The 13457-nt window shown below is 67.1% G+C and carries 15 protein-coding genes; 1 reads left to right on the forward strand and 14 read right to left on the reverse strand.

Translation table 11 applies throughout. From position 1 onward, the window contains the following. Positions 1-24: 24 nt before the first annotated feature. From tauA to CFB43_RS15965, 6 genes are all read right to left on the reverse strand, one after another. Complete coding sequence (gene tauA / locus CFB43_RS15940) at positions 25-1041, reverse strand: taurine ABC transporter substrate-binding protein (protein ID WP_089495706.1); 1017 nt, start codon at positions 1039-1041, stop codon at positions 25-27. Positions 1042-1223: 182 nt separating this feature from the next. Further along, on the reverse strand, positions 1224-2549 hold the full coding sequence (locus CFB43_RS15945; protein WP_089495707.1) for a type II toxin-antitoxin system HipA family toxin: 1326 nt from the start codon (positions 2547-2549) through the stop codon (positions 1224-1226). Positions 2550-2556: 7 nt separating this feature from the next. Beyond that, positions 2557-2925 (reverse strand): helix-turn-helix domain-containing protein, encoded by a 369-nt coding sequence (locus CFB43_RS15950; RefSeq protein WP_089495897.1) that lies wholly within the window; start codon positions 2923-2925, stop codon positions 2557-2559. A gap of 334 nt (positions 2926-3259) precedes the next feature. Further along, positions 3260-4252 (reverse strand): lipoyl synthase, encoded by a 993-nt coding sequence (gene lipA, locus CFB43_RS15955; RefSeq protein ID WP_039346279.1) that lies wholly within the window; start codon positions 4250-4252, stop codon positions 3260-3262. Beyond that, on the reverse strand, positions 4245-5003 hold the full coding sequence (gene lipB / locus CFB43_RS15960) for a lipoyl(octanoyl) transferase LipB (RefSeq protein WP_089495708.1): 759 nt from the start codon (positions 5001-5003) through the stop codon (positions 4245-4247). Before lipB ends, lipA begins: the two co-directional genes overlap by 8 nt. An 84-nt stretch (positions 5004-5087) precedes the next feature. Further along, positions 5088-5414 (reverse strand): DUF2917 domain-containing protein, encoded by a 327-nt coding sequence (locus CFB43_RS15965; RefSeq protein ID WP_089426664.1) that lies wholly within the window; start codon positions 5412-5414, stop codon positions 5088-5090. A 102-nt stretch (positions 5415-5516) separates the two neighbouring features. Between CFB43_RS15965 and CFB43_RS15970 the strand changes: the two genes are divergently transcribed. Continuing rightward, complete coding sequence (locus CFB43_RS15970; protein WP_089441104.1) at positions 5517-6503, forward strand: transcriptional regulator GcvA; 987 nt, start codon at positions 5517-5519, stop codon at positions 6501-6503. Here the strand turns inward: CFB43_RS15970 and CFB43_RS15975 are convergent. The 8 genes from CFB43_RS15975 to CFB43_RS16010 form a co-directional block, all read right to left on the reverse strand. Continuing rightward, positions 6487-6795 (reverse strand): HP0495 family protein, encoded by a 309-nt coding sequence (locus tag CFB43_RS15975; RefSeq protein ID WP_011353335.1) that lies wholly within the window; start codon positions 6793-6795, stop codon positions 6487-6489. The two genes, CFB43_RS15970 and CFB43_RS15975, sit on opposite strands and share 17 nt — an antisense overlap. Further along, positions 6795-7721 (reverse strand): D-amino acid aminotransferase, encoded by a 927-nt coding sequence (locus CFB43_RS15980; protein ID WP_089495709.1) that lies wholly within the window; start codon positions 7719-7721, stop codon positions 6795-6797. Before CFB43_RS15980 ends, CFB43_RS15975 begins: the two co-directional genes overlap by 1 nt. Positions 7722-7769: 48 nt before the next feature. Further along, positions 7770-9083 carry a D-alanyl-D-alanine carboxypeptidase family protein gene (locus CFB43_RS15985; RefSeq protein WP_089495710.1) on the reverse strand — a complete coding sequence of 438 codons (1314 nt, stop codon included), beginning with the start codon at positions 9081-9083 and terminating at the stop codon, positions 7770-7772. 486 nt (positions 9084-9569) lie between these two features. Next, positions 9570-10214, reverse strand: a complete 645-nt coding sequence (locus tag CFB43_RS15990) for an alpha/beta hydrolase (RefSeq protein WP_034198940.1) — start codon at positions 10212-10214, stop codon at positions 9570-9572. A 13-nt stretch (positions 10215-10227) separates the two neighbouring features. Continuing rightward, the gene (locus CFB43_RS15995) at positions 10228-10545 is read right to left on the reverse strand and encodes a (2Fe-2S) ferredoxin domain-containing protein (protein ID WP_089495711.1); all 318 of its coding nucleotides are present in this window, start codon (positions 10543-10545) and stop codon (positions 10228-10230) included. Between the two features lie 139 nt (positions 10546-10684). Beyond that, the gene (locus CFB43_RS16000; protein ID WP_089495712.1) at positions 10685-11836 is read right to left on the reverse strand and encodes a VanZ family protein; all 1152 of its coding nucleotides are present in this window, start codon (positions 11834-11836) and stop codon (positions 10685-10687) included. Between the two features lie 19 nt (positions 11837-11855). Beyond that, the gene (locus CFB43_RS16005; protein ID WP_089495713.1) at positions 11856-12479 is read right to left on the reverse strand and encodes an ABC-type transport auxiliary lipoprotein family protein; all 624 of its coding nucleotides are present in this window, start codon (positions 12477-12479) and stop codon (positions 11856-11858) included. 38 nt (positions 12480-12517) lie between these two features. Then, the gene (locus CFB43_RS16010) at positions 12518-13447 is read right to left on the reverse strand and encodes an MlaD family protein (protein WP_089426421.1); all 930 of its coding nucleotides are present in this window, start codon (positions 13445-13447) and stop codon (positions 12518-12520) included. Positions 13448-13457: the final 10 nt, after the last annotated feature.

Below are 13457 nucleotides of genomic sequence, written 5' to 3' on the forward strand. Positions count from 1 at the left end.
TCAGGGCTCCGCGATGATCGCCGCTTAGCGCGCGGCCTTCTGCACGAACTGCGGATCGACGCCGGCCGAATAGTCGGCGAGCACCGTCTGGATCGTGCCTTGCGATTTGAGGAAGGTGGCCGTCGCCGCCAGCGACTTCGCGGCACCCGATTGCGAACCGCCGCCGAGCCACGTCGGCGACGCCTGCTCGGCCGCGGTCGGGAACGCATAGAGCGCGAGGCTGGCCGGCACGTCCTGCGCGTTCGCGCCCGATACCTTCGCGACCGCCGCGACCTGCGGCGAACCGACCTTCCACGCCGCCGCATGCGCGCGATAGTCGGCATCGGCGGCCGCGAGCACCTTCACGAAGCGCGTGACGAACTCGGGATTCTCGCGCGCGAACTTGCGGCTCACGACGAAGCCGTCGAAGGTCGCCTTGCCACTTTCTTTCGCAACCTGGCCGGACGTCGTCAGCACGGTGCCCGACTGCTTGACCTTCGCGAGCACCGGATCCCAGATGTAGGTCGCGTCGATATCGCCGCGTGCCCACGCCGCCGCGACTTCGGGCGGACGCAGGTTGACGATCTTCACGTCGTTCGGATTGACGCCCGCGGCCTGCAGCGCGACGAGCGTGTGGAAATGCGACGTCGACACGAACGGCACGCCGATCTTCTTGCCCTTCAGCGATGCGACGTTCGTCACGCCCGAGCCGTTGCGCGCGACGAGCGCCTCGGCGTCGTTGATGTTGTCGAGCACCCAGAACAGCGAGATGTCGAGCCCCTGCGACAGCCCGGCCGCGATCGGGCTCGAGCCGGCTTCGCCGAGCTGCACGGAGCCCGACGCGAGCGCGCGGATCACGTCGGCGCCGCTGTCGAGCTTGCGGAACGTGACCTTGTAGCCGGTCGCCTTTTCGACTTCACCGCTCGCCTGCGCATAGCGCCACGGCACCACCATGTCCTGGTACGCGATCACGACTTCGCGCGTTTCGGCGTGCGCCGCGCCGAGCGCGGCAAAGGCGGTCAGCGCGACGACGGCGCGGCGGATGAAGCTGAAACGGGACATGCGGCTCTCCTTCGGAATGCGGGCATTGCTGCGGGAGAGCCGACTATAGGAGCTTTGCGCGCGGCGGGAGCGAACTTATCCTGCGAAGCTATCGATGCCGTTTCAGCTTTGCTTTCCATGCTCGACCGGATTACGCGTCCGGTCGGGTGGCGATTGTCGTGCGGGGACGCGGAACGCGTGTGTCAGCGTTCGCGGGTCGCGGGTCGCACTGGCCGGCCGAGATACCTGCGCGCTAGCTCGGTCTGCGGGTGCTCGAACGCGTCCTCTAGATCGTCGAGTTCCCGTACCGTCAAACCGATATCCGCCAATTGACCGACGCGCCGCCAACTCTGAACGGCATCGAACACGCCGCCCAGCACGTCAAGCGCCTGTTCGCGCGTCAACGAAAAATGACTGCATGCATCGAGCAGCATGCCAATCGAATCGATCGGACCCGTATCCTCGGTGAGCCACGTCTTCGATTCGCGCAACTTGCCGGGCATCGGATCGACGTCGAAAGCCGGTGCCAACCGCCATCGTCGATTGCCGTCGTAAAGGAAGCCGAGATTCTGCAGATGGTCGTCAGTGTTCGTGATAAGGAGGTTGAACACGAGACGCCGCCAGAGCTCGCGCGCATCATCGAGCGGCCGGGCGCCATGCTGGCGCATCGCATCGACGATCTCCGTATAGGCGTGCTCATCGTCACGGGACGCCTGCAGCATCGACGCGGCTGACAGATACGGAATACGAAGATCGTCGCCGGTGCGGTCGAACCGTTCGATGAGCGCAACGGGCGTCTCGCCCACCATCACGCATCGCGCGCCCGCCGCATCGATACCGGCCATGCGAGCGAGACGCAGTGCCAGCACCTCGGCTCGCGTGACGTTGATCGTGTCCCCGATGCTGGGAAACTTGCCGATGGCGAGCCTGCCGTTCTCGTCCAGCACCGTGCATTTCGGGCGCATACCACCCAGCGACGTACCCTTGCCCTGCAGATAGCTCAGATCGGCGGCCGTGTCGGTGCCCGCCTCGAGCGCGCGCGTGGCATCGGCGATCCGCTCGAGTTCGATGAAAGGTGGCGTGGTCCGCCGCCCGCCCTCCTCGGTCCGCAAATACCGGCCCGAACGACACAGCCTCAGCGCACCAACCCGGCTGAAGTCATCGACCGCACACAAATAATCCAGCTCGTTGAGTGGCCTGAGGTCGGGCTGGGTTCGACGCAGCTTGGCGTGCGCTCGATCGATGACGCGTCTCCCCCATGCATCGGGCTCCGTATCGGCGAGCGCGAAGTGAAAGACCGAATCCACCGCGCGCGGTGCGCGGCGGGTCTGATAGCCAGCGTGCAGCGGCAGATCCGGCGATATCTCGAAGCGATCGGGATGCGTCAACCAGCGCTCGTCATAGACGAACTGGGACAATTCGCGCCGCCCTTGACTCACATAGAGTAAGCGCCCGACCGGCAACCCGGCCGTGCCGATGTGCAAGTCCAGTGCGTCGCTGACATCCGGTTTGATCGCTTTACCGTTCATTCGCTGCTCAAAATGCGTGGGGGCTCTTCTTGGGCGTGCGAACCCGTTGGGGCAGTTGCTCGTCCATCAGCGCGAGCCCGACGTCGTCCTGTGCACTGTCGAGCAGATCGCTCAGCCGGTCGAGTTCACCGAACACCTGAAGCACGCGCGCAAGCACATGCAGTTGCATGCGCGGATCACCGGCCTCCAGTCGCTTGATCGTGCTGAGTCCTGCTCCGACACGCTCGGCCAACGCCTGCTGCGTCAACCCTCGCCGACGCCGGCCACGATTGATGTCGCCACCCAGTTTCTTGAGCGTACGCTGCGCGATGACAGGCAAAGGTCGCTCAACCTTACGGTTCTCAACCGAGCCTTTATCTGACTTAATGGTTTCCATGAGACCCATTATAAGTCGACACAGCAGGATCTCAAGGCGAGCACCCCTTAAGAGCCCCAACGAGAACCATTAACCCCTATAACAGCTCTCATTGGATACCTTAAAGGGCATTCATTGATGGGCAATGCGCTACTGCACCCAACGCGGCCACCGTTGACAGCGCGACTCTGACGTGTCGCGTAGTCCAACACTTCGTCGTCGCATACATCATCGACGGCACCCTACCGGCACACAATTCGGCCGTTTGGCCACGCTCCGCGTCAGCATCAACAAAAAAGCCCGCATCGCTGCGGGCTTCTTTTGGTTTCGCCGGAAGACGGCAAAGCAACGGTGCTCAGACCACCCCGGCCCCATGCGCCTGCAGATCGGCGTGATAGCTCGAGCGCACCATCGCGCCGACGGCCGCGTGCGTGAAGCCCATCTTGTAAGCCTCTTCCTCGTACATCTTGAAGGTATCCGGATGCACGTACGCCCGCACCGGCAGGTGGTGCTCGGACGGCTGCAGGTACTGGCCGATCGTCAGCATGTCGACGTCGTGCGCGCGCAGGTCGCGCATCACCTGCAGGATTTCCTCTTCGGTTTCGCCGAGGCCGACCATCAGGCCCGACTTCGTCGCGACGTCCGGATGCAGCGCCTTGAAGTCCTTCAGCAGCTTCAGCGAGTGCGCGTAGTCCGAACCCGGGCGCGCTTCCTTGTACAGGCGCGGCACCGTTTCGAGGTTGTGGTTCATCACGTCCGGCGGCGCGGCGTTCAGGATCGAGATCGCACGGTCGAGACGGCCGCGGAAGTCCGGCGTCAGGATTTCGATGCGCGTTTCCGGCGACTGCTCGCGCACTTCGCGGATGCACTCGACGAAGTGGCCCGCGCCGCCGTCGCGCAGGTCGTCGCGGTCGACGCTCGTGATCACCACGTACTTGAGCTTCAGCGCGCCGATCGTGCGCGCGAGGTTCTTCGGCTCGTCCGGATCCAGCGGATCGGGGCGGCCATGGCCGACGTCGCAGAACGGGCAGCGGCGCGTGCACTTGTCGCCCATGATCATGAACGTCGCGGTGCCCTTGCCGAAGCATTCGCCGATGTTCGGGCAGCTCGCTTCCTCGCACACCGTATGCAGGTTGTGCTCGCGCAGGATCGTCTTGATCTCGTTGAAGCGCGAGCTGCCGGTGGCCGCCTTCACGCGGATCCACTCAGGCTTCTTCAGCTTCTCGATCGGAATGACCTTGATCGGGATGCGCGCCGTCTTCGCCTGCGCCTTCTGCTTGGCGGTCGGATCGTAGGCAGGGGTCGCGGCCGAATCGGCCGGTGCGGGGGAAGCGGTAACGTCAGTCATTCGAATGTTGTTCCAGTGCCTGCGGCTTGTCGGCGGCCGCGGATGCGCCGTCGAGGTTGGCGATCAGACGGCGCACCAGCGTGTGGGCGACGTCGTTCCAGTCGGCGGCAACCTCGAGGCTCGCCATGTCGACAGTTTCCAGTCCGGCATAGCCGCACGGGTTGATCGCAAGAAACGGGCGCAGATCCATCTTCACGTTCAGGCTCAGCCCGTGATAGCTGCAGCCGTTGCGGATCTTCAGGCCGAGGGCCGCGATTTTCGCGCCTTCGTGCACGCCGGACGCCACGTAGATCCCGGGCGCGCCCGCCTTGCGGACCGAAGCGAGATTATACGCCGCGAGGGTTTCGATCACGGCCTCCTCGATCTTCGTCACCAGCGTGCGCACCATCAGCTTGCGCCGACGCAGGTCCAGCAGCAGGTACGCAACGATCTGGCCGGGGCCGTGGTAAGTGATTTGGCCGCCGCGGTCGACCTTCACGAGCGGCACGCCGCTGTCGGCCACCAGCAGGTGGGCCGGGTCGCCGGCCTGGCCGAGCGTGTAGACGGGCGGGTGCTCGACCAGCCAGATCTCGTCGCCGGTGTCGGCGGTGCGCGTGTCGGTGAACGCTCGCATCGCGTCGAAGCTCGCCTCGTAGGTCTCGACGCCCCGCCACCGCACGGTGACCGGCGGGGCCGGCTGATCCGGGGACCCGGTGGGCGATGCGGAAACGGCAACAGGCGTGGACACGATGGAAACCGGCGAAACGGACATGGGCGGTAGTTTACCGAAAACCCGTGGGTCTCGCCGGCCTGGGGAGGGGGACGGATCGCCGGTATCCGTCGGAGGAAATGATGGTCAGACGGTGCGCCATCCGTCATGGAGCAGCGCGGACAGCCGTTCACGCAGCCGTGCCAGCCCGCCGAGCGCGACTTCCCGGGGCGGCCGCGACACCGAGAACGCCACGCGCGTGCCCTCCCGGCCCTCCGCGCTGAGCCACAGCCGCTCGCCGCGGCGCAGCTTCAGCGTTTCGCCGTCGACCAGGAAGTAGTCGTTGACGTCGTTGCTGCGCGTTGCCCACACCGGCCCGCTCTGGACGATCAGCCGCGTGCTGCGTTGTACCTTCATCGGCACGGTTTCGCCCGCGGGGATTTCGAACGTGATGCTTGAAGAAATTTCTTGCATGATCGACTCCGCCAAAAAGTGCTTCGATGGCTACAATCGTAGTCACTCCAAGGCGTCAGACAAAACGACCAATTTTCACGTCGATGTGAGGAAAATTAGCAAATGGACCTCCGCCAGCTACCTGCGCTGAACGCGATTCGCGCGTTCGAAGCCGCCGCCCGTCACGAGAATTTCTCGCGCGCCGCCGACGAGCTGTTCGTCACGCACGGCGCGGTGAGCCACCAGGTACGCGCACTCGAGGAAGAACTCGGCGTGCAGCTGTTCACGCGCAACGGCAAGCGGCTGTGCCTGACCGACGCCGGCATGCGCTACGCGCAGCAGATCCGCACCGCGCTGATGGTGATCGCCGATGCGACCCGCGACGTGCGCGCGAGCGACCGCGACCGGCGGCTCGTGGTGTCGATGCTGTCGTCGTTCGCCGCGCGCTTCATCACGCCGCGCATCGGCACGTTCATCGAGCGGCATCCGGAAATCGACGTCGAGCTGCAGTCCACCAACTCGCTCACCGATTTCGCGCGCGACGACGTCGACATCGCGATCCGCTTCGGTCAAGGCAACTATCCGGGGCTCCATGTCGAGCCGCTGTTCGACGAGGTGTTCTTTCCGGCGTGCGCGCCGACGCTGAACGGCGGCAAGCTGCCGCAAACGCCCGCGGATCTCGTGCACTACAACCTGCTGCGCTCGGACGACGAGCTATGGCGGCCGTGGTTCGACGCGGCCGGGCTCAAGACGCTGACCGAGCCGAAACGGGGGATTCTGTACCAGGATTCGTCGAACCTGCTGCTGGCCGCGATCGACGGCCAGGGCATCGCGCTCGTGCGCCGCTCGCTCGCGGTGCACGACCTGCTCGACGGGCGCATCGTGCGCCTGTTCGACATCGACGGGCCGAGCCCGTGGCACTATTTTTTCGTGTGTCCGCCGCCGCTCGTGAACACGCCGCGCGTGCAGGCGTTCAGGACCTGGCTGCTTCAGGAAGTCGCCGAATACAAGCGGCTGTGCGACGAGCTGGACGCGCGGCGCGCGGCGGGGAAGACCCCCGCCGAGTGCGCGCAGGAAGGAGGATGGAAGGCGCTTAGAGTACGACCTTGACCATCGGATGGCCGGTCAGTGCGCGGTAGATGTTGTCGAGCTGTTCCTGGCTCGTCGCCCGCACGGTGATCGTGAGGCCCGTGTAATTACCGCCGCTCGACGCGCGCTCCTCGATCTTCTCGACGTCGATCTCATTGTCGTGAACGGCGACGACCTTGAAGATCGTGTCCTTGAACTCGGGGTGCGCCTTGCCCATGATCTTGATCGGGAAATCGCACGGGAACTCCAGCAGCGACTCCTTCCGGGTATCGATCGCGCCGGTCACCTCGATGGTTTTGGTCGGTTCGCTCATCATTTGCTCCGGGTTAGGTCAAACTGTTCAAACTCGCGCGCTTTCGCGCGCTGGTACGCGTCGTACAACGCCGCGAATACGGGGCCCGGCTTGCCGCCATGCACGGGCAGATCGTCGAGCGACGTGACGGGCAGCACTTCCTTCGTGGCCGACGTGATCATGATTTCGTCGGCCGCGCGCAACTCCACTTCGCTGATCTCGCGTGCGACGAACGGGATCTTGCATTCGTCCGCCAGCTCCTCGATCAGCGCGTAGCGGATCCCCTCGAGGATCTTGTTGCTGCGCGGCGGCGCGAGCAGCTCGCCGTTCTTCACGATCCACACGTTCGACGACGAGCCTTCCGTCAGGTTGCCGTCGCGCAGCTGCAGCGTCTCGAACGCATCGCGTTCGGCCGCATGCTGCGCCATCAGCACGTTGCCGAGCAGCGAGATCGACTTGATGTCGCAATGCAGCCAGCGACGATCCTCGGCCGTCACGCAGCGCACGCCCCGCGCGCGCTCTTCGGCGGACGGCAGGCGCAGCGGGCTCGTCATCACGAACACCGTCGGCACCGCGTTCGCCGGGAACGCGTGGCCGCGCTTCGCGACGCCGCGCGTCACTTGCAGGTAGACGAGCGCGTTGCCATCGCCGAGCCCTTCGGCATTCGCCGCCACCACGCGCTCGATCAACGCCCGCCAGCCCGCGTCGTCGTGCGGGCTCGCGATGCCGATCTTCTTCAGGCTGCGCTCGAGCCGTGCCAGATGCTGCTCGATCCGGAACGGCACGTGCGCGCCGTCGTGCGCATAAACGGGGACAACTTCATACACGCCGTCGCCGAAGATGAACCCGCGGTCGAGCACCGGTACACGGGCTTCCGACAGCGGCACCATTTCCTCCTGCGACGAGACGCTGAGGTAGACGATCGGTTCGAATTCGGCTTGGCTCATAGCTATGTCAGATGGGGATGAAGTCGCGAAAACAAAGGCCCGTCGTGCTTACTTCTTCTTGCTGAACATCAGCAGGATCGAGTCCCAGATACGCCCGAAGATACCCGCTTCCGGCACGGCCTGCAGCGCGACGACCGGGAATTCCGACAGCGTCTTGCCGTCGGCGACGATCTTCACGGTGCCGACCTGCTGGCCTTCCGCGAGCGGCGCGATCAGCGGCGCGTTGACGTCGACTTCCGTCTTGATCTTGTCGCCGAGGCCGCGCGGCACGGTCGCCCACTGGTCGGCCTTCACGCCGACCTGCACGGTGTTGTCCTTGCCCTTGTAGATGCGCGGCGTCGACATCGCCTGGCCGCCCTTGAACAGGCGCACCGAATCGAACGCGCTGTAGCCGTAGTTCAGCATCTTCATGCTGTCCTGCGTGCGCTCGCTTTCCTTCTGCTCGCCCATCATCACCGACACCAGGCGGCGCTGGCCGTCCACGCCCGGAATCGCGCGCTTCGCCGACGCGATCAGGCAGTAGCCGGCCGCTTGCGTATGGCCCGTCTTCAGGCCGTCGACCGTCGGGTCGAGCCACAGCAGGCGGTTGCGGTTGCCCTGGCGGATGTTGTTGTACTTGAATTCCTTCTCCGAGAAGATGCTGTAGTACTGCGGAAAATCGCGGATCAGGTGCGCGGACAGCTTCGCGAGGTCGCCGGCCGTCGTGTAGTGGTTCGGGTCGGGCATGCCGTTCACGTCGGCGAAGTGCGTGCCCTTCATGCCGAGGCGCTGCGCCTCGTCGTTCATCAACGTGACGAACTGCCCTTCGCTGCCGCCGACGAGTTCAGCCAGCGCGATCGCGGCGTCGTTGCCCGACTGGATGATCATCCCGTACACGAGGTCGTGCACCGACACCGGCTTGTTCGCCTCGATGAACATGCGCGACTCGTCGCGGCCGACGCGGCGCACGGCTTCGCTCGGCGTGACGATCTGCTCCATCGAGATCTTCTTCTTGTCGAGCGCCTCGAACACGAGGTACGCCGTCATCAGCTTCGTCAGCGACGCGGGCTCGACGCGTTCATCGGCATTGCCCGATGCGAGCACCGTGTTGCTGGTCGCATCGACGAGCACCCACGAGCGCGCATTCACACCCGGCGGCGGCACCGCGCCCGGCATGTAGGTCGCGGGCGCGCCGGTGAACTGCTCGGTGGCGGCCGGCGCCGCATGCGCGGCCTTGGCCTTGGCGGCCGGTTTCGCTTCGGCGACGACGATCGTCGAGGCGAGCGCGACGGGCAGCATCACGCCGAGCGCGACGTTGCGCGCGGCGGTGCCGAAGGCGATGGAGGAAGCGAGGGACTTGAGGCCTTGGGGAGACAGACGCATGATCGATTCAGGCTGATGGCAGAAAGTGCGGTGCGAAACGCGCAGGGTTGAACGGCAAGGCGGCGGGCGTTTCGGGCACTCGCCCGAGATCGTCGGGCGACGCGAAACGCGCCGGTTGGACTCGTGCGGACGCGTTCGGTTCGCGGCCGTCGCGAGCGGGCGGACAGGCGGCGAAACGAGCGCCGCAATGCGCCCAGCCGGGCCGCGGGCGACGCGGAATCCGGCCATTATACGTGGGCGCGCAGCGCGTTTTCGCGAACCTGGCGCCGGACAGTTGCGCATCCGCATCGGGCGCGGGGTGACGGCAAGCTGCCCGTCATCGCACGCGAAGGGGTGCGAAAGGCATGCGCAGGCGAGGCGGAAGTGAGGTGGCGCCGCACGGCGCGGCGCGATGTCGCGTGGGGGAACGCGCGTCCGGCGCGTGCCAGGAGATCCAGGGTGAGATGCGACGCGGGTGCCGGCGTTACGCCCGCACCCGCGCACTGGCTAGCGCCACGCGTCGACGATGATGCGCTTCAGCACGTGCAGCTTGCGATGCAGGAAATGCTCGGCGCCGGGGATCACGACGACCGGCAGTTCCTGCGGCCGCGCCCAGTCGTACACGGAAGCGATCGGCACCGTGTCGTCGGTTTCGCCGTGGATCACGAGCGTGTTCTCCGGCACGTCGGCCACCTGCCAGCGGCTCGCGGCCGTGCCGACGAACACCATCCGCTCGATCGTCTCGCCCGCGTCGCGCAGCCGCTTCGCGACGTGCGACAGCACGAAGGTGCCGAACGAGAAGCCCGCGAGCACGAGCGGCAGGTCGGCATACGCGGGCTGCGCGCGCATGTGCGCGAGCACCGCGAGCAGGTCGTCGGCCTCGCCGGTGCCGTTGTCGTGTACGCCTTCGGTCGCGCCGACGCCGCGGAAGTTCGACCGGAACACGACGTAGTTCAACTGCACGAGCGTGCGCGCCAGGGTTTGCGCGACCTTGTTGTCCATCGTGCCGCCGAACAGCGGATGCGGATGCGCGACGAGCGCGATGCCGCGCGGCGCGGCGCCGCTTTCGCGCACGGCGTCGGGGAGGTCGACGGCGATTTCGATCTGCCCGACCGGGCCCGCGATCAGCGACTTCTGCGTATGAACGTTCATTGCGCCGGCCCGCTCAGATCTTCAGGCGGTCGACGACCTTGCCGTCGCGCAGGTGCGATTCGACGATCTCGTCGATGTCGGCCTGGTCGACGTACGTGTACCACGTGCCTTCCGGATACACGACCATCACGGGCCCTTCCTCGCAGCGGTCGAGGCAGCCGGCCTTGTTGATGCGGACCTTGCCGGGCCCCGCGAGGCAGAGTTCCTTCACGCGCTTTTTCGCATATTCCTGCATGGTCTGCGCGTCGCATTGCGCGCAGCTCGGGCGTTCGGCGCCCGGTTCGCGCTGGTTCAGGCAGAAGAAGACGTGGTGCTGGTAGTAGGAATCCATGATGGTGACGAGCGGCCCGGCGCGAGGCCGTGCGGAAAGAGGAGCGGTTGCCGCTGCGCGGGGCAACGGAGGAGACGATTATAGCGAGCGGCACGTGTCGCTGCCCGCGACAGCACTGCGGCCGTGCTGCGCCCACGCGTCAGCGGCGCAGCACGGCCGGCAGCCACGCATGCTCGACGCGTTGGCCGAGCCAGATCAGCGCCGCGTAGGGCCAGATCCACGCGAGCCAGCGCGCGAGGCTGTTGAAGTGCACGTAGCGGCCCTGCCGCCAGCCCGACAGCGTGAAATCGAAGAACGGATTGACCGGCAGCAGGTTCACGAGCGCCACGCCGGCCAGCAGCGCGAGCGCCGCCAGCGTCGCGCGCCAGGTCGCCGGCACGTGCAGCGCGACGAGCGCGGCCGCGAACCCGAGCTCGATCCCGAGCCGCGCGCCGGGCGTCGCCCAGACGACGACGAGGCCGGTGGCCGACTGCATGAAGGTCGCGGCCGCCTTCAGCACGAGCGTCGCGACGACGAGCGCGACCAAGAGCCGGATGCGCGGCGCGCGCGGCCGCATCGCGAGCGACGCGATCGTCAGCGCGGCGAACAGCATCAACCCGCCGAGCGCGGCTTCCCAGCCGGAGTCGGACAGCCAGCCGTCGACGCGCTCCGGCCATTCGCCCACGCGCCACGCGGCCGGCAGCCACGCGAGCAGCGCGTCCTGCATCGACACGTCGGCGCGCTCCCACAGCGCGGCCGGCCAGTCGCCGATGCCGAACAGGAACGGCGACGGAAACAGGATCGCGAACGGCCACAGCCCGGCGAGCAGCAGCGGCGTCGCGCCGTCGTCCTCGAACCACGCGAAGCGCAGCCGGCGCAGCGCGCCGCGATCGAGCAGCGCACCGGTGGCCGGCGCGACGAGCGCCGCGCCCAGCAGCGCGCCGAGCGCGTTGGCCGCGAGATCGAGATTCGACGCGACGCGCGTCGGCAGGTAGGTTTGCAGCGCTTCCATCGTGCCCGACAGCAGCACGCCGAGCCCGGCCGCGATCAGCGTCGCGGCCACGCCGCGCCAGCGCGGGTGCAGCGCGAGCACGGCAAGCGCGCCGAATGGCATATAGCCGAGCACGTTCGTGACCACGTCGAATGCGGTCACGTAGCGCTGCATCGGCGCGAACAGGTAGTCGAACGGCCCGATGCCGAGCGACACCCAGCCTGCGAACGGATACAGCGACGCGTAGACGACGAGGGCCGCATAAGCGGCAAAGGCCTGCCGCGCGAGCGGCGATGCGCGAAGGGTGCCGGTCGCGCTCATCGCGGCTGCACGGCACGCGTCACGGCGTGCCCGCGTACGCCTGCATGCCGACCCACGCGGCAATCTGCGACACGAGCTGGTCGCTCGCCGTCGCGAGCGCGCGGGCGCCGCCCGCCGCGTCCGGCGTGCTGGACGGCGCGCGTGCCACGAACGTGCGCTGGCCGAGCACCTTGCCGTCCAGCATCAGCGTCGCGCGCGCGGTGACGGCGCCGTGGCTCTGCGACTGGCCGTCGAACACCTGTTCGAATTCGTTCAGGTCGACCTTGAGCGTCGGCGCGCGCACGCCGTCGGAGCCTTCGAGCACCGTGCCGCGCGACGACAGCGCGCCGCGCAGCCGCTGCGTGAGCAGTTGCGCGGGCGGCGCGGTCCAGCGGCTGTCGCGATAGACGGCCACGTGCTGCGCGTCCACGTACGCGAGGCGGTACGCGAACTTGTCGGAGTCGAGCGCGTCGGGCGCGGCGACGTCGAGCACCTTCAGCGCGGGGCCCGGGCCCGCGGTCACGACCGACGTGGCCGGCCCGAGGTCATAGCGGACATTCGACAGCACCGCGCCGTTGCCGGCGCAGCCGGCCGCGAGCGACAGCGTCAGCACGGCAAGCGCGGCCGCGGCGGGACGCAGCGCGCGGTCAAGGATTCGTGGCATGGCGTGTTCCTGCATGATGTTTCCGGTTTCGATGGGTGTCACTGCCCGGCCGTCGCACCCGGCCAGACGAAGCCCGGCTCGCCGGGCCCCGGCGCCGCGCCGGGCGAACCGAACAACAGACTGCGCGGATTGCGGCCAAGTTCACCGGCCACGTCCTTCAATTGCCGCGATGCGTCGCCGACGCTGCCGGCGAGCGCGTTGAAACGCGGCAGGGTGTCGTACTGCACGCGCGTGTTGAGACCGTTGAGCGCGACGCTGATCTGCTCGGCGGCCGTGCCGGCCTTGTTCAGGTTCGACACGAGCGGCCCGTTCGGCTGCAGCAGCGTGTTCGCCGACGCCATCGCGCGGTTCACCTCGTGCATCGTTTCCGGCAGCGCGGTCACCGCCGGGCCGAGCTGCTTCGTCAGCGTGGCGGCGCCATCGGCCGCGTGCTGCAGGCTTTCGGCGGTCGCGCGCAACTGCTCGCGCATCTCGGGCGACATCAGCGCATTCGCGCTCTTCGCGGCCAGTTCGAGCTGCCGCAGCAGCACGTCGCCGCGCTCCTGGATCTGGTCGAACAGGCTCGGCCGCATCGGGATCTGCGCGATCGCCTTCGGCGACGACGGCAGCGGCGCCAGGTCGCGGCCCGTGTCCTCGAGCTGCACGAACGCGATGCCCGTCACGCCCTGGAAGCCGAGGCTGCCGTAGGTCGACTGCGTGATCGGCGCGTCGTGATCGACGAGGATCCGGATCCGGATCTGGCCCGGATGCGTGCGGTCGAAGCCGATCGACTGCACCTTGCCGACGTCGAGGCCGCGAAAACGCACGGCCGCGTCCGGGAACAGCCCCGTCACGTTGGTGCGCGCGAGCAGGTCGTACGGCACACGCACGGTGCGATCGACGTTGAACCAGAACACGGTGCCCGCGATCGCGAGCGTCAGCGCGATCGTGAACAGGCCGGCCCAGAACGCATGTGATTTGTTTTCCATTCGCTGATTC

It is taken from the genome of Burkholderia sp. AU15512, from assembly GCF_002223325.1.
In the GTDB taxonomy this organism is placed as follows: Bacteria; Pseudomonadota; Gammaproteobacteria; order Burkholderiales; family Burkholderiaceae; genus Burkholderia.

Coding starts and splice junctions, on each gene's coding strand:
- CFB43_RS15995 (WP_089495711.1), bottom strand. CDS start 10,545: ATGGATTCCTACTACCAGCACCACGTCTTCTTCTGCCTGAACCAGCGC.
- tauA (WP_089495706.1), bottom strand. CDS start 1,041: ATGTCCCGTTTCAGCTTCATCCGCCGCGCCGTCGTCGCGCTGACCGCC.
- lipA (WP_039346279.1), bottom strand. CDS start 4,252: ATGACTGACGTTACCGCTTCCCCCGCACCGGCCGATTCGGCCGCGACC.
- CFB43_RS16000 (WP_089495712.1), bottom strand. CDS start 11,836: ATGAGCGCGACCGGCACCCTTCGCGCATCGCCGCTCGCGCGGCAGGCC.
- CFB43_RS15970 (WP_089441104.1), top strand. CDS start 5,517: ATGGACCTCCGCCAGCTACCTGCGCTGAACGCGATTCGCGCGTTCGAA.
- lipB (WP_089495708.1), bottom strand. CDS start 5,003: ATGTCCGTTTCGCCGGTTTCCATCGTGTCCACGCCTGTTGCCGTTTCC.
- CFB43_RS15975 (WP_011353335.1), bottom strand. CDS start 6,795: ATGAGCGAACCGACCAAAACCATCGAGGTGACCGGCGCGATCGATACC.
- CFB43_RS15945 (WP_089495707.1), bottom strand. CDS start 2,549: ATGAACGGTAAAGCGATCAAACCGGATGTCAGCGACGCACTGGACTTG.
- CFB43_RS15990 (WP_034198940.1), bottom strand. CDS start 10,214: ATGAACGTTCATACGCAGAAGTCGCTGATCGCGGGCCCGGTCGGGCAG.
- CFB43_RS15980 (WP_089495709.1), bottom strand. CDS start 7,721: ATGAGCCAAGCCGAATTCGAACCGATCGTCTACCTCAGCGTCTCGTCG.
- CFB43_RS16005 (WP_089495713.1), bottom strand. CDS start 12,479: ATGCCACGAATCCTTGACCGCGCGCTGCGTCCCGCCGCGGCCGCGCTT.
- CFB43_RS16010 (WP_089426421.1), bottom strand. CDS start 13,447: ATGGAAAACAAATCACATGCGTTCTGGGCCGGCCTGTTCACGATCGCG.
- CFB43_RS15985 (WP_089495710.1), bottom strand. CDS start 9,083: ATGCGTCTGTCTCCCCAAGGCCTCAAGTCCCTCGCTTCCTCCATCGCC.
- CFB43_RS15950 (WP_089495897.1), bottom strand. CDS start 2,925: ATGGAAACCATTAAGTCAGATAAAGGCTCGGTTGAGAACCGTAAGGTT.
- CFB43_RS15965 (WP_089426664.1), bottom strand. CDS start 5,414: ATGCAAGAAATTTCTTCAAGCATCACGTTCGAAATCCCCGCGGGCGAA.